General features: G+C 62.5%; 15 protein-coding genes and 1 pseudogene. 14 read left to right on the top strand and 2 right to left on the bottom strand.

Features of this window, described 5'->3' with window-relative positions; all coding sequences use genetic code 11:
- Nucleotides 1–79: 79 nt before the first annotated feature.
- From MUU53_RS13095 to MUU53_RS13060, 8 genes and pseudogenes are all read left to right on the top strand, one after another.
- Nucleotides 80–607: pseudogene (locus MUU53_RS13095) on the top strand (ArdC family protein); the annotation flags it as partial.
- A 160-nt stretch (nt 608–767) separates the two neighbouring features.
- Nucleotides 768–2,879, top strand: coding sequence for a ParB/RepB/Spo0J family partition protein (locus MUU53_RS13090; protein WP_247261284.1), 2,112 nt, complete (start codon nt 768–770; stop codon nt 2,877–2,879).
- 127 nt (nt 2,880–3,006) lie between these two features.
- Entirely contained in the window at nt 3,007–3,423 is a 417-nt protein-coding gene (locus MUU53_RS13085; RefSeq protein WP_247261278.1) for a hypothetical protein, read from the top strand.
- Complete coding sequence (locus MUU53_RS13080; RefSeq protein ID WP_247261277.1) at nt 3,420–3,683, top strand: DUF6117 family protein; 264 nt, start codon at nt 3,420–3,422, stop codon at nt 3,681–3,683. The genes MUU53_RS13085 and MUU53_RS13080 overlap by 4 nt, the downstream gene beginning before the upstream one ends.
- Nucleotides 3,680–3,976 (top strand): hypothetical protein, encoded by a 297-nt coding sequence (locus MUU53_RS13075; protein ID WP_247261276.1) that lies wholly within the window; start codon nt 3,680–3,682, stop codon nt 3,974–3,976. The genes MUU53_RS13080 and MUU53_RS13075 overlap by 4 nt, the downstream gene beginning before the upstream one ends.
- Before the next feature lie 153 nt (nt 3,977–4,129).
- Nucleotides 4,130–8,476 (top strand): strawberry notch family protein, encoded by a 4,347-nt coding sequence (locus MUU53_RS13070; RefSeq protein WP_247261275.1) that lies wholly within the window; start codon nt 4,130–4,132, stop codon nt 8,474–8,476.
- Nucleotides 8,476–9,516 (top strand): DUF7146 domain-containing protein, encoded by a 1,041-nt coding sequence (locus tag MUU53_RS13065; protein ID WP_247261283.1) that lies wholly within the window; start codon nt 8,476–8,478, stop codon nt 9,514–9,516. Before MUU53_RS13070 ends, MUU53_RS13065 begins: the two co-directional genes overlap by 1 nt.
- 323 nt (nt 9,517–9,839) lie before the next feature.
- Complete coding sequence (locus tag MUU53_RS13060) at nt 9,840–10,766, top strand: DUF2493 domain-containing protein (protein ID WP_247261274.1); 927 nt, start codon at nt 9,840–9,842, stop codon at nt 10,764–10,766.
- 179 nt (nt 10,767–10,945) lie between these two features.
- Here MUU53_RS13060 and MUU53_RS13055 read toward each other — a convergent pair whose 3' ends face one another.
- The gene (locus MUU53_RS13055; protein ID WP_281435125.1) at nt 10,946–11,848 is read right to left on the bottom strand and encodes a LysR family transcriptional regulator; all 903 of its coding nucleotides are present in this window, start codon (nt 11,846–11,848) and stop codon (nt 10,946–10,948) included.
- Nucleotides 11,849–11,990: 142 nt separating this feature from the next.
- On the opposite strand from MUU53_RS13055, the gene MUU53_RS13050 reads away from it, so the two are divergent.
- The 3 genes from MUU53_RS13050 (at nt 11,991) to MUU53_RS13040 (ending at nt 13,426) form a co-directional block, all read left to right on the top strand.
- Nucleotides 11,991–12,413, top strand: a complete 423-nt coding sequence (locus MUU53_RS13050) for an SRPBCC family protein (protein ID WP_247261272.1) — start codon at nt 11,991–11,993, stop codon at nt 12,411–12,413.
- 264 nt (nt 12,414–12,677) lie between these two features.
- On the top strand, nt 12,678–12,845 hold the full coding sequence (locus MUU53_RS13045) for a hypothetical protein (protein ID WP_247261271.1): 168 nt from the start codon (nt 12,678–12,680) through the stop codon (nt 12,843–12,845).
- A gap of 140 nt (nt 12,846–12,985) precedes the next feature.
- Entirely contained in the window at nt 12,986–13,426 is a 441-nt protein-coding gene (locus MUU53_RS13040; protein WP_247261270.1) for a hypothetical protein, read from the top strand.
- 89 nt (nt 13,427–13,515) lie between these two features.
- Here the strand turns inward: MUU53_RS13040 and MUU53_RS13035 are convergent, their stop codons facing one another.
- Complete coding sequence (locus MUU53_RS13035; RefSeq protein ID WP_247261269.1) at nt 13,516–13,710, bottom strand: hypothetical protein; 195 nt, start codon at nt 13,708–13,710, stop codon at nt 13,516–13,518.
- A gap of 298 nt (nt 13,711–14,008) precedes the next feature.
- Between MUU53_RS13035 and MUU53_RS13030 the strand changes: the two genes are divergently transcribed.
- The 3 genes from MUU53_RS13030 to MUU53_RS13020 all read left to right on the top strand — a co-directional run bounded on the left by MUU53_RS13030 (nt 14,009) and on the right by MUU53_RS13020 (nt 15,152).
- Entirely contained in the window at nt 14,009–14,335 is a 327-nt protein-coding gene (locus tag MUU53_RS13030) for a DUF736 domain-containing protein (RefSeq protein ID WP_247261268.1), read from the top strand.
- A gap of 181 nt (nt 14,336–14,516) precedes the next feature.
- Nucleotides 14,517–14,762, top strand: coding sequence for a helix-turn-helix domain-containing protein (locus tag MUU53_RS13025; protein ID WP_113372415.1), 246 nt, complete (start codon nt 14,517–14,519; stop codon nt 14,760–14,762).
- Between the two features lie 99 nt (nt 14,763–14,861).
- Nucleotides 14,862–15,152 (top strand): DNA -binding domain-containing protein, encoded by a 291-nt coding sequence (locus tag MUU53_RS13020; RefSeq protein WP_343229112.1) that lies wholly within the window; start codon nt 14,862–14,864, stop codon nt 15,150–15,152.
- Nucleotides 15,153–15,229 lie beyond the last annotated feature (77 nt).

Raw genomic sequence — 15,229 nt, 5'->3', positions numbered from 1 at the left:
ATGCGCTGAAAGGTGCAAGTCCGGTTCGGAGGGGGGCTGAGCCGCGTCCTCATTGAGGCGCCGCCAGCCTACCCTACCGGCGCAATGCGACGGGTTACCGGAAGATGTCGCCATCGTGGCCCCACCGCCTCCGCCCGGCCTCATAGAACCGCAGGTCGAGGCCCTGATCCGGGCGACCGGCATCGACTTCCGCATCGGCGGCGACCGCGCCTTCTATGTGCCTGCGCACGATTATGTGCAGGTTCCGCCGCCCCAGGCGTATTTCGAGCCAATCAATTGGCACAGGACGGCCCTGCATGAAATGGGGCACGCGACGGGCCACGCCGCGCGCCTGAACCGTGATTTCTCAGGCTCCTTCGGCTCAAGGAAATACGCCTTCGAGGAACTGATCGCGGAGATCAACGCAGCCTTCTGCTGCGCCTCCCTCGGCATCACGCCCACCGTCCGCCATGCCGACTATATAGGCTCCTGGCTCGAGGTGCTGCGTGAGGACAACCGCGCCATCGTCCGCGCCGCCTCCCAGGCGAGCAAGGCAGCCGACTGGCTGCTCGCTCACCTGCCGGACGCAGTTGCGGACGTCCCCGGCGACGAACGGGAAGCGGCGTGACGATCCTGAAAATCGGAAAGGCGAAGACGCGGGTTTCTGGCTTTACGCTTTTCCGCTGGCCTGGCGCTGCCCTCATAGAGTGAGAGGGCGGCGCTTCGCTTCGTGACGGGTTTGGAGGTCGAGAGAGAGGCTCCCGGCCGCCCGTCGCGGAGTCATGAACATGGTCACAGCTGTTCAGAAAATCACCCTGTCGTCGGCGCGCGACATTCCTTTCAACAAGCTGATGCTCAGCCAGTCCAACGTCCGGCGTGTCAAAGCAGGCGTCTCGATCGAGGAGTTGGCCGAGTCCATCGCCCGGCGCGGCCTCATCCAGTCCCTGCATGTCCGTGCCGTCCTCGACGCCGACGGCACTGAGACCGGGATGTTCGAGGTGCCCGCTGGTGGCCGCCGCTATCGCGCTCTTGAACTGCTGGTGAAGCAGAAGCGCCTGGACAAGACGGCGCCCGTCCCCTGCATCGTCGGCGACCCCAACAGTGACATCCTCATCGATGAGGTGTCACTGGTCGAGAATATCGAACGCGCGCCTCTGCATCCGCTCGATCAGTTTCGCGCCTTTTTGGGGCTGCGCGACAAGGGCATGACCGAGGAAGCCATCGCCGCCGCCTTCTTCGTCGGCGTCAATATCGTCAAGCAGCGCCTGCGCCTCGCATCCGTCTCACCGACCTTGCTGGAAATCTACGGCGACGATGGCATGACGCTCGAACAGCTCATGGCCTTCGCCGTCAGTTCCGACCATGCCCGCCAGGAACAGGTCTGGGACGCGATCAAGGATGGCTGGCAGAAGGAACCCTATCACATCCGCCGGATGCTGACCGAAACCACGGTACGGGCCTCCGACAAGCGCGCCGTCTTTGTGGGCATCGAAGCCTATGAGGCGGCCGGCGGCACTGTGCTGCGCGACCTGTTCCAGTCCGACGATGGCGGCTGGTTTCAAGATGCCGCCTTGCTCGACCGCCTGGTGGCCGAAAAGCTGAAGACCGTCGCTGACGAGATCGCGAGTGAAGGCTGGAAATGGGTCGAAGCCAGCTTGAGCTTTCCTTATGGCCACGAGCATGGACTGCGGGCGCTTGTCGGCGTCACGGTCGACCTGACCGAAGATGATCGTGCCACTCGTGAGGCGTTTCGCGAGGAATATGACCGGCTTGACGCCGAATATTCTGAAGCCGACGAGTTGCCCGACGATATCGACGCGAGGCTCGGCGAGATCGAACAAGCGCTCAACGCCTTCGAGCAGCGCCCGTCTATCTACGATCCGGCCGACATCGCCATCGCCGGCGTCTTCGTCAGCCTTAACGCCGATGGCACGCTGTCGGTGGATCGCGGCTATGTCCGTCCCGAGGATGAACGATCCTCCGGGAGCGATGGCAGCGATGCGCCGGAGCCTGGCGGTGATACCGACGATCTGGCCACGCCTGCCGTGCAGCGCGCCGTCATCACGATTGGCGGCCAGGCTGCGGAGCCGGAAGACGATGAAGAGGAAAGCATCAAGCCGTTGCCCGAGCGCCTCGTCATCGAATTGACCGCGCATCGCACCCTTGCTCTGCGCAACGCGGTCGCCGAAAATCCGGATGTCGCCATGACCATGCTGCTGCACAAGCTGGTCAGCGACACGTTCCGGCGCACCGCGCCCGCTGGCTGCCTCGAGGCCCGCGTCAATCATGTCTTCTTCCCGGCGCAGTCCGACGAGTTGAAAGACAGCGCACCCGCGCGTGAGGTCGCCGAACGGCACGAGCGCTGGGGCGATCATGTTCCTGCTGACGATCAGGCGCTCTGGGATTGGTTGGGTCACCTCGACGATGGTACGCGGCTCGATCTGCTCGCTCATTGCGTCAGTTTCGGCGTGAACGCCCTGTTCGAACGGCCGAACCCTTATGGATCGGGCATCAGTCAGCATGGGCTGGACGTGCGGCTATCGCAAGCCGACCGGCTGGCACGAGCCACCGGCCTCAACATGGTGACGGCGGGCTGGAAGCCGACCGTTGGCAACTATCTTGGCCGCGTCACCAAGCCCCGCATTCTCGACGCCGTTCGGGAGGGCGCGGGCGAGCGGGCAGCAGGGCTCATCGACCATCTGAAAAAGGGCGACATGGCCAAGGAAGCCGAACGCCTGTTGGCCGACACCGGCTGGCTGCCCGAGCCGCTACGACTGATCGATCAAGACGAACCGGCCATGAACGGCGAAGGCGAAGAAGCGCTCCCCGCGTTCCTTGATGACGACGAGACGCTCTCCGACGATGAGGACGAGGCTTCGCACACCGTCGCCGCCGAATAGCGGCACGAGGCGGGACGGCTCCGGCCGTCCTGCACCCTCCTTCTCCACCCTTTCAGCCCGGCCCCAAGATCCGAAGTCTGCGCGGCGATGCCACGCGGGCTGGGCTTTCTCGTTCCAGGAGCCTGTCATGGCCGATTATTTCACCCATTTCTCGTGCCTGCTCAACGTCGGCACGCCCGAGAACGCCGCTCGTGCGCTCGACCTCTACAACGCGCTGTCCGCTGAAGGCGCGTCAGAGGAGCCGCCCTCCGAAGGCTTTCTTCTCTCGATCCAGCCCGAGCACGGCGGCAACCAACTCTGGATGCGAGACGACGTGACCGGCGATCCCGAGCGCTTGATCCAGTTCGTAAAGCTTTGCGCCGCCGAGTTCGGCATCACCGGCAGATGGGGCTTCCAATACGCCAACACCTGCTCGCGGCCGCGTCTCGACGGCTTCGGCGGCGGCGCTCACGTCCTCGACCTCGCCACCGGCGAGACCGTGGACTGGATCTACACCGATGGCTGGCTCGACCAGACCATCTCCCGCGCGGGAGGTCCGCTATGAGCATCCCCGCCCATGCCCGGACCAATTTCCAGATCCTGCTGCGCGCGGCGGGCGACGGCAATCTCGCCCTCATGGAATGCCTCGACGCGGCGACGGGCAACCCGCGCTACGTCATCTGCGCCGTGGGGCGGGACGATGGCGATTACGTGTTCACGCCCTTCGGCCATCTCGCCGACGGCAATCCCTATGACGCTTATCTGCCGCCCGATCCCGGCGATCCGGAAGGCTTTGTGCGCCCCGAGCCGGGAGAGGCACCATGATCGACATTGACGCCATCTTCGCGGCGGATCGCCAAAATCCGCCGCGTGAACGGTCTCTACCCTGGCCGGAAACAAGAGGCGGCCTCACCGTCGTTGTCGAGCCCAAGCCTCATTGGGCCAGCGATATGCGGGCGTTTCGATCCGACGCTCGGGAATATTGCACCTATGCCGACTGGACCGAAAATGGCGCGCGCGCCCGTTTTTTCGGCCACGTCGATACCTGCGGCGACGACCTGGTCCGCAAAGCCCGCACACGCGTAGCCTCCGAGATCGCGAACGGGCTCTGGAACTGATCCCCTCGAAAAGCGCCCCACCTCGCGGTCGGGCGCTTTTCCCATGCGGACGTCTTGAGAGTGAGAGGGCTGCCGGGACGGGTTTGAGCCGGAGCGGTCGAGAGAGAGCGCCGCGCAGGCTCGTTCCTTCCCGCTCTCTGTGAGGTTCCCACGATGACCTTGAACTCCGCCTCCGCGACGGCGACCACCGCCGCGACGCTTCCACTTTGCCCCAACCCCGAGCCCACCGCCGCCATCTTCGCGGCAGCGGACCTACTGTTGCCGCATCTTGAACGTGGCGAGCGTGTCGACGCAGCAGTTTTGCGTGCGGCGATGGAAACTGCCTTTGGCGCGTCGGATACGGCCGGCGCCTGGGACTGGAAGACGGCCTATGACGCCTGCGAGGCCGCAACCGTCCTATTTCTCCGCAAGTACGGACATACGCTTTTCCGCAAAGCCGGAACTCCGGCGGCAAGGCTGTCCGCGTTGACGAAAATCGTCGGCCTTCTGCCGACACATACGCGGCGCTCGACCGAAAGCCAGACCTTTCAGCAATTCTCGACGCCGATCCCGCTCGGACTGGCCGCTGCCCACGCCGCGGCCATCACCCCCGCCGACCGGGTTCTCGAACCCTCGGCGGGCACCGGCCTGCTGGCCATCCTGGCCGAGATCGCTGGCGGCACGCTCGTCCTCAACGAGTTGGCCGACACCCGCGCCAGACTGCTGTCGCTTCTCTTCCCGGCCATTTCCGTCACCCACTTCGACGCGGCGCAGATAGACGATCATCTGGACCCCGCCGTCACGCCCAGCGTCGTGCTGATGAATCCGCCCTTTTCGGTCATGGCCAATGTCGAGGGCCGCGTGGCAGACGCCGCTTACCGCCATCTCGCCTCAGCCTTGGCGCGCCTGGCTCCCGGTGGGCGGCTGGTCACGATCACCGGCGCCAGTTTCGCGCCCGACAATCCGGCCTGGACGGACATCTTCATGCGATTGCAGGAACGCGGGCAGATCGTGTTCTCGGCTGCCATCGACGGCGCTGTCTATGCCAAGCATGGCACGACCTTTCCGACGCGGCTGACCGTTATCGATAAACGCCCCGCCGATGATCCTGCCGTGTTCCCGGTCGCACCCGGTATCGCGCCCGACGCTCAAACCTTGCTGGGTTGGCTCACAGAGCACCTGCCGGAACGGCTGGCCGTCGATCCCTCCGTCATGGTCCCGGCGACCCCGGTCGCTGCCCCGCGCAGCGTGCGCGGTTATATCAATCGTGCCGCCAAGGTCGCGCCGACGACTGCGCCTTTGGCCGAGCCCGAGGGCGTGCCGCTTGCCTACGAGACTATAGACGGGCCGACCGGCGAAGGCGGACGCCTGTCCGATGGCATCTATGAAGGATACGGATTGCAGTCGATCCGTATTATCGGCTCTCAGGCGCACCCGACCAAGCTCGTGCAATCCGCCGCGATGGCATCGGTCGCACCGCCCAAGCCGAGCTATCGGCCACGCCTCCCAGCCAATATCCATGATCTGCTGTCGGACGCCCAGCTAGAGACCGTCATCTACGCGGGCGAAGCGCACACCGATCATCTCGCCGGATCTTGGACGGTGGACGCCACCTTCGACGTGGTCAGTGCTGCCCGCGAGGATGCGAAAGATGCCGTTCGCTTCCGGCGCGGCTTCATGATCGGTGACGGCACTGGCGTTGGCAAAGGCCGCCAGTCCGCCGCGATCATTCTCGACAACTGGCTTCAGGGTCGCCGTAAGGCCGTCTGGATCAGCAAATCCGACAAGCTGATCGAAGACGCACAGCGTGACTGGTCGGCGCTCGGCATGGAGCGCTTGCTGGTCACGCCGTTGTCGCGCTTCCCCCAAGGGCGGCCGATCACATTGCCTGAAGGCGTCCTATTTACGACCTATGCCACGCTACGCTCCGACGATCGCGGGAGCAAGGTTTCCCGCGTCCGGCAGATCGTCGAATGGTTAGGCTCCGATTTCGATGGAGCGATCATTTTCGACGAGGCGCACGCGATGGCAAACGCCGGTGGCGGCAAGGGAGAACGCGGCGATGTGGCCGCTTCGCAGCAGGGCCGCGCCGGTCTGCGCCTTCAGCATGCCCTGCCGAACGCCCGCGTTGTCTATGTATCGGCGACCGGCGCCACCACGGTCCATAACCTGGCCTACGCTCAGCGCCTCGGGCTCTGGGGTGGCGAGGATTTTCCGTTCTCGACCAGGGCCGAGTTCGTCGAAGCGATTGAGGACGGCGGCGTTGCAGCGATGGAAGTGCTGGCCCGCGACTTGCGCGCGCTCGGCCTATACTCCGCCCGCTCGCTCTCCTTCGACGGCGTGGAATATGAGTTGGTCGAGCATGCGCTGTCGCCGGAGCAGACCCGCATCTACGACGCCTATGCCGGGGCCTTCGCCATTATTCATAATCATCTGGATGCGGCGATGGAAGCGGCCAATATCACCGGCGCTTCCGGCACATTGAACCGGCAGGCCAAGTCAGCCGCACGCTCGGCCTTCGAGAGCGCCAAGCAGCGCTTCTTCGGCCATCTGCTGACAGCCATGAAAACGCCGACCCTGATCCGGTCGATCAGCAGCGATCTCGAAGCTGGCCATGCCGCCGTGATCCAGATCGTCTCGACCGGTGAAGCGCTGATGGAACGCCGTCTAGCCGAACTGCCAACCGAGGAATGGAACGACGTTCGGATCGACATCACGCCCAGGGAATACGTACTCGACTACCTCGCCCATTCCTTCCCGGTGCAGCTCTACGAGCCTTTCACCGACAGCGAGGGCAACCTGTCCTCGCGACCGGTCTATCGCGACGGTCAGGCCGTCGAAAGCCGCGAAGCCGTCGCGCGCCGCGACGAGCTGATCGCGCAGCTTGCCTCGCTACCGCCGGTGCCCGGCGCGCTCGATCAGATCGTCCAGCATTTCGGCACGGAGCTGGTGGCCGAGGTGACGGGCCGTTCACGGCGCATCGTCCGCAAGAGCGCGCCTTCGGGTGGCGACCGCCTTGTCGTAGAGACGCGCGCCGCCGCCGCCAATCTCGCCGAGACTCAAGGCTTCATGGATGACACGAAGCGCATCCTGATCTTCTCGGACGCAGGTGGCACCGGCCGCAGCTACCATGCCGAGCTGTCGGCGCGGAACACGCGGCTGCGCGTCCACTATCTCCTCGAACCCGGTTGGAAGGCGGACGCAGCTATCCAGGGCCTCGGACGCACGCACCGGACCAACCAGGCGCAGCCGCCCCTGTTCCGACCGATCGCCACGGATGTGAAGGCGGAGAAGCGTTTTCTTTCCACCATCGCCCGGCGGCTCGATACGCTCGGGGCGATTACGCGCGGCCAGCGTCAGACTGGCGGTCAGGGCCTGTTCCGTCCCGAGGACAATCTCGAAAGCCCCTATGCGCGCGATGCACTGCGCCAGCTCTATCTGTTGCTGGTGCGAGGCAAGGTCGAAGGCTGCACGCTCGATCGCTTCGAAACCGCCACCGGCCTGAAGCTGATGGACGCGAATGGCATCAAGGACGAACTGCCGCCCATCACCACATTCCTCAACCGGCTGCTGGCGCTGACGATCGAGCTTCAGGGTGTGCTGTTTACCGCCTTCGAGCAGCTTCTCACCGCCAAGATCGAGGGGGCCATCGCTAGCGGCGTCTACGATGTCGGGCTGGAAACGTTGACGGCGGAAGGCTTCACCGTCACTGATCGCCAGACCATCTATACGCATCCAAGCACGGGCGCCGAGACCCGGCTGCTCACCATCGCGCAGCGCACGCGCAACCGCCCGGTCACGCTGGACGAGGCGCTCGGCCACCTCGGCGAACCCGGCGCCAGACTGCTGGTCAACGAGCGCTCCGGCCGCGCCGCCGTACAGATACCCGCCACCTCGATCATGCTCGACGATGGCGAGATCGAACGTCGCGTCCGGCTGGTCCGACCAATGGAATCGCACACTGTTCCATTGAAGATGATGGGCGAGACCCATTGGATCGAGGCGGAGCGCAGCGCCTTCGCCACGGCCTGGGCCGCCGAGGTTGCGGATGTGCCGGAGTTCTCTGACAGCACGATCCATATCGTCGCCGGCTTGTTGCTGCCCATATGGAAGCGGCTGCCGAACGAATCCACCCGCGTCTATCGGCTCCAGACCGACGAGGGCGAGCGGATCGTCGGCCGCAAGGTCTCTCCGGCCTGGGCGGCCCATGCAACCACGACCGGCGCAACCACGTTAACGCCCGCCGATGCCTTCATGGCGCTGATGGATGGGCGCACCATCCTCGACCTCACTGAGGGGCTTCAGCTTCGCCGCGTCCGCGTCATGGGCGCAGATCGCATCGAATTGTCGGGGTTCACCGACACCATGCGCGAGCGGCTTACCGCCTATGGCCTGTTCCACGAGATCATCTCGTGGAAACTCAGGATGTTCGTGCCGACAGATGCCGCCGGCCCGGCTGTATTGGAGCGCGTGCTGGGACGCTACCCTCTCCAACGTATCGGCGCACGTGAGGCAGCATGATGGCCCGGCTCGACGCTTCCGATCTGGCGACCCGTCTCGGCCGGGAGGCCGAGGCGGTGTGCCGCCACTATCTCGACGCCGGCCATCGCCAGGGCAATTACTGGCAGGTCGGCGATGTCCGCAACACGCCGGGCCGCTCGATGTTCGTGCGGCTCAAGGAGACGATGAATGGACCGGCCGGCAAATGGACCGATGCCGCCACCGGCGAACATGGCGACCTGCTCGACGTGATCCGGGAGAGTTGCGGCCTAATTGACTTCGCCGATGTCGTCGACGAGGCGCGTTCCTTTCTCAGCATGCCGCGTCCTGAACCCGCACCCGCACCGAAGAAGCGACCGGGCAAACCAGCTCCGTCAGGCTCGGCCGAGGCGGCAAGGCGATTGTTCGCCATGTCGAAGCCGATCACCAGCACCGCCGTGGAGACGTATTTCCGCACACGCGGCATTACGGCTTTGCACGGAACCGGAAACCTGCGCTTCAATCCACACTGCTATTATCGGCCCGATGATCATGGCCCGACCGAAACCTGGCCAGCGATGATCGCCGCCGTCACCGATCTCAACGGCCGGATTACTGGGGCGCACCGCACATGGCTCGCCCCTGATGGCATCGGCAAGGCGCCTGTCGAAACGCAGCGCAAGGCGTTAGGCGACTTGCTCGGTCATGCCGTTCGCTTCGGGATCGCCAGCGAGGTTATGGCGGCGGGCGAAGGCATCGAAAGCGTCTTGTCGGTACGACAGGCGATACCGGACATGGCCATGGCGGCGGCATTGTCCGCTTCCCATCTCGCCGCCATTCTGTTTCCGGGAACGTTGCGTCGGCTCTATGTCATCCGCGACAACGACCCGGCGGGCGACAGTGCGCGGGACAGATTGATCGAACGGGCGAGCGCGCTCGGGATCGAGGCGATCGTGCTGTCACCGGTACGGGAGGACTTCAACGAAGATCTCCGGCATCTTGGCCTCGATGCACTCCGGGCCAATCTCAGGGGCCAACTCGCACCACAGGACGTCGCCCGCTTCATGGCGCTGGCGGCATAACCGGCAGGGAGGAAAGTGGCGAGGTCATCGCCAAATGCCCGCCCGGATGCCCCTACATCGAAAGAGAGCCGCGCCTCTGCCTTCGAGAGGGCGATCGGCCCATAGGCGTGCCGGGGCGGCAATGGCTGCGCCGACTATTTTCCGGCGGCGGCCCCAAAAGAGAAAATGGGCCGCCTTTCCATCGCGAAACAAAATAGCCGGCTTGTCGCCATCCTCCGCTTTGCTCCGGCCCTGCGCTGCGCGCCGGGTGCAGTCCCGTCCCGCCCATGAGCTTCGTCGCCATGAAGGCCGCGACGGTCGCGGTCCAAACGATGGAGCATCCCATGAGCGAGCATGACGATTTCGAGCCCCACCACGCATCCTCTCCCACAGACCATCTCCTCCAGGAGCTTCAGCTTTACGGCTATCGCCCCTTTGAAAACGAGCCAGACCCCCGTCCCCTGCCGGAAGGAACCCGCGTCACCGGCGCCATCGCCGACATCTTCGACGCCCTGATCGCAACCCTTATGGACACCCGCCTCGAACCCGATCTCGATGACCTTCTCTGGTCAACCGTCAATCTCTTCCATCGCGCCACCGACCGTATTGAACGCGAATTGGACGATAACGAGCAAGGACAGCGCCGCCTTCAGCGCGAACAGGACGGCAGCGAGGTGAAATCCGTCGAATTGGAGCGCCTCACCGCCGAGGGGCAGACACTTCTGGAGCGCCGCGACGCCTTCGAACTGATGCGCGATCAGGCTGCCGATCATTTCGAGCGCCATACTGGATCAAGCTGGAAGCCCCGCACAGGATCGATGGTCAACCATCGCAATCTTACCGCCGCGATGATCGACTCCAGAGATTTTCTGGCCGCCAAACGTCGCACTGAGACCGAAGTGCTCATGCCCGCCGGGCCGAAGATCGCCTTCACCGGCGGCGACACTGCCGACCACAAGCTAATCTGGGTCAAACTCGATCAGGTCCACGCCAAGCATCCCGATATGGTGTTGATGCACGGCGGCTCTCCCAAAGGCGCCGAAAAGATCGCTGCGCGCTGGGCGGACCATCGCAAGGTGCCACAGGTCGCCTTCAAGCCCAACTGGGTGAAGCACGCTAAGGCTGCGCCGTTCAAGCGCAACGATGCCATGCTGGAGGCCATGCCAATCGGCGTTATCGTCTTCCCCGGCACCGGTATTCAGGACAATCTCGCTGACAAGGCTCGCAAGCTGGGCATCCCGGTATATCGATTTGGCGGGAGCGGCGCGTGAGCGCCGTCCCACCGTCAATGAGTGAGAAGCGGAGTCCACATTCCGTCAGAGGTATCACGAAGCATCCGTGCTTTGTTGAAAAGCCCGTCCAATTTTGCTCGATTGACGAGATGTTCTGCGGGCGAGTTCCTATGCAAATTTAAATCTTTGAATTCGCGCGAAAATGTTTGCATTTGATGCTACTTAGGTCTACCCACCGCAGCAACACGTCGCGCCAATTTTCCCGGGCCGCTTTCACCAGCATCAGCACCGAATAATCGGATCAAATGATCGGATATCGCGCGAACGGCGGAAGACTTTTTCAGATCGGCATGAATTACTAACCAAGCCGACCTTGGTAATGGTTGCCGGTCGTCGATGCGGACAAGTTTCTCGGATGTTTCTGCAATTCTCTCAGGAAGTAGAGCGATCCCCAGACCAGCTTCCGCTGCAGCGCGCTGGCTGTAGAAGTCGCTTACAAGCAGTGAAAAAGTGCGTCCGTCGGCATATCTTTCAAGCCAAGCTTGTTGCGGAGTATCCGCCAATGCAGCATCGAAGCCAATAAACTGCCAGTCATTTGTTGGGTGAAGCGCATACTCATGCGTTGCGTAGAGTGCGTAGGATATGTTTCCCAATCTTCGTACGATATTCTGCTGCCCTGTCGGCTCAACCAGTCGAACAGCGATATCAGCGTCTCCTTTATCAAGCGAGGCGATGTGGCTATCGGCAGAAAGGATAAGACGCAGATTCGGATGCCTTTTGCGAAAGTCTGGCAGAGACGGAATGAGCGTTTCACTAATAAAGGCTGGCGGTGCTGTCAGCCGAACTGTTCCCGTGATCATTCCTTTCGAGGAGTGAACCAGCCGCTCGATTAGTTGCGACTGCCTTGCCATCTCCAAAGCCATCGCGGCAATTTCGCGCCCTTTCTCAGTCAATGGGGTAGACCGTGCTAAGCGACGCACAAGGCGCTCACCCACCTCATCTTCAAGCGCTGATATTCTACGCGAGATTGTCGCATGGTTAACCCCCAAAGACCGTGCGGCTCCAGCTAAGGAGCCCTCGCGGCACAAAGTCGCCAAAACATGAAGGTCACGCCAATCCATCTGATCATTATCGCACAGATGGCGTGACAATACGAGCAGTTTTCGACGAGATAATCTCGGTGCATCTTCGCCTCTGAAACACATGTGTGGCCCACGATACGCCTGCCGGTGCTAGATTATCTGATAGGAAGACGGACGACAGATGAAGCTTTATGAAGAACGCATTATTTCTGGCAACCTCAGCGAAATATGGCGGATCGCAACTGACGTTGCCAAGTGGCCAGAGTGGGATCCGCACGAAGAAGCAGGAGAGATTTACGGACCGTTTCAGGCTGGAACAAAAGCATATTCCAAGCCACGCGGGGGGCCAGCGGCGCATTGGGTATTGACCCACGTTGATCCTGAACGGTCATGGTCGCTGATCAATAAGATGGTAATCGGCACCCTGGAGGTCGAGAATCTTTATACACAGCTTCCCGATAAGCAGGTCAGGTGTCAAAAAACGATGGTAGTCAAAGGCTGGATTCTGCGCCTTCTTTTCAAGTTACATTTCGAGGCGGAGACGCGGAAAGACATGCAGGCAACTTGGATAGCCCTCGAAAGACTTTGCAATCCATCGTACTGATTTGAGGTCATAGTGCCCCCAGAGGCTACGTCACAGGAGGTGATCCGCGCAAGCTGTATGAAGTCAGAGTACTCCCCCGCTTCATTTGCGCCTATCCTTGATCCAACCAATGGCCTGACGCCATCAACCCGTAAAGGGTCGGACTACGCATGCGCGTGCCGCCGCTTGCGGCTTCGCCTTCATCGGTGATTGCGGCCTTTGGCCGGACACTTCGGGCGCCTGTCAGCGGGGGATGGTCCTCCGCTTCAAACAGGAGCCGGATCAATGTCCTCCACCGACGCTTACGCCTTCGCTCTCAGCCTCGCCTCGACCCTGATGGTCGCCATCGTCATCTTCCGCGCTGGTGACGGCACGCTCTCGGTCACGCCAGCCGCCGAATTCGACGGCGACGAGGCCTCGATCCTGCGCGAAATCGATCCTTTCGCCCCTTAACGGGGCGAAAGGATCGCCTCAAATGGCGGAAACCTGCCAGTTTCCACTCCTCTTTTCATCGTCGATTTGCTATGCTCTGGCTGCGCCGTGGTGGTGGTGGAGGCGCAACCGTCAGACCTCATTGTCTCGGAGACACCACCATGATTTTTCTCGGCATTCTCGGATCCATCGCCGCCATAGGCTTCCTTTGCTGGCTGCTGTTCACGCTCGCAGTCTTCGCACTGCCGCTTTTCGCTGGCGTTTCAATTGGAACCTGGGCCTATGGCACGGGGGCCGGATGGCCAGGCGCAATCCTCATCGGCCTTGTCGGCGCGGCGCTGACACTGGGCATCGGCCAATTTCTGCTGATCGTCGTTCGCCCTCTCTGGATCAGGCTGCTGGTCGCCGCTGCCTTTGTGCTTCCGGCGGCAATCGCAGGCTTTCACGCCACACACGGCATCGTCAAGCACACCATGCCGTCTGAAACCTGGCAGGTCATCTTCTCCGTCGTCGGCGCGGTCGCCGTGGGGATCACAGCGTTTCTGAGGGTGGCGTGCATGGTAGCGTCCCCGCCGTCGAGCGAGACCGTGGCGCGGGCGTAGTCATCGTGATCAACGTGGGTCGACAGCCAAGCGAAGGCTTCCGCCGCCTTGTGCCTCAAGGTATTTGGGACGGGCAGTGTGAACGATCATCATGTGAGCCGATGAAACAGGATCGCAATATGCCGCTCGACAGCAAAGCCTCGGACTGACGCCGCCGACCAGACGGCACCGCGGCGGGCTATCAGGTGGCATCGGTCAGGATGATGCAAGCCGAAGGTCCAGGCACTGGCAATTGATCTCGATGTCACCGCCTTTGCCGGTTCATGAGGAACCGGGGCAGCCATCTATCTCCGTTCGGATGCGTTGAGAACCGCCACCTGAACGGCCTCTCCAATGGGCTTGATCTGGCCGAAGGACGGCTTCGCCTCGACCGCCTAAGCCGCAATGGCGCGACGCAATTTTCTTCCCCTGGGTTTCACCCATTCCTCGCGAGCCAAGAAAACAGCTCTGTCGCCATCCTCCGCTTCGCTCCGGTCGCCATCATGGATGATTTGGCGATGCGGCGTCGATCGCCTCCGGCCTCCCGATCGCCATCGAGGCCGCTGCGGTAGCGGGCTCGAATACGAAAACGGAGATTTCAAAATGGCTACCATCGGCACCTTCAAGAAAACCGGCTCGAACGAGTTCACCGGCGAGATCGTCACTCTGAGCGTCCAGGCCAAGGGCGTCCGCATCGTCCCCGACCTTCGCGCCAACGGCGAAAACGCCCCCAGCCACCGCGTCATGGTCGGCCGGGCAGAAATCGGAGCCGCCTGGTCGAAGCGCTCGAACGACGACCGGCCCTATCTCGGCCTCAAGCTCGACGATCCGAGCTTCAACGCCCCCATCTACGCCAACCTCTTCGACGACGAAGACGGCGAGACCTACTCGCTGATCTGGTCCCGCCCCAACGGCCGCCGCAGCGACTGACCCCGGCGCAAAGGCCCCGGCCCTCCGGCCGGGGTCTTTCCCCTGACAACCGAATCAGTTGCTGGCCAGTTCCGGTTAGCGCCGCGATCTTCAACGGTTTTTACTCGCACCACGCGCCAAGAACGACTATTATAGTCGTAGTTCTGGCATATGCGTTGCTGCCGGTGGGAGGTGATCATGCATGATCACCGCCCGACAATCACGGGCCGCACGCGCGTTGCTGGGATGGACGCAGGAGACGCTCGCTGACAAGGCCCGAGTATCATTGACCGCGCTGAAGCGCCTCGAATCCGAAAGCGGCCTCGAGGTGTATGAAACCACGCGCGATCAAGTTCGCAGGGCACTGGAGGCGGCCGGCATTGTGCTCCTGCTGACCGACAAGGGTGAAGGCGTGCTTCTGCATCATGAACAGTCTCGGCAAAGATAATCGTTGATTGACCGCCGAGAACAACATGCTCGTCTTCCCCGTTCTTCATCATGCCCGGGTCATTGACACGGTGCATAGAGTTAACGGCGTGGAAATCATCTGCTACGGTGTCAGGTAATGGCGCAATCAACCCAACATTTTCAGGACGAGCCACCGGCTGGGGCGTCGCTCACGGTCTACGACCAGGAGCATATGACGCTCTACTTGCGCCTCCTGGACGCCGAGCGCGACGGCGCTGATTGGCGCGATGTCGTGAGGGTTCTGTTCGACCTTGACTCCGAGGCCGATCCGGAACGATGTCGCCGCGTTCATGCTGCCCATCTCGCACGCGCCCAATGGATGAGCGAGCATGGCTATCGGGAGCTGATCGGCAAGAACCCGCCCGCTTAACGGGGCGATGCTTTCTTGGCATCAGGCGATGCCGACTCTCTGTCTTCCACCCGACAACCCATCCGGGAATCTTAACC

The organism is Affinirhizobium lemnae, from assembly GCF_022968395.1.
In the GTDB taxonomy this organism is placed as follows: domain Bacteria; phylum Pseudomonadota; class Alphaproteobacteria; order Rhizobiales; family Rhizobiaceae; genus Neorhizobium; species Neorhizobium lemnae.
This window is presented reverse-complemented; position numbering and strand designations above follow the sequence as displayed.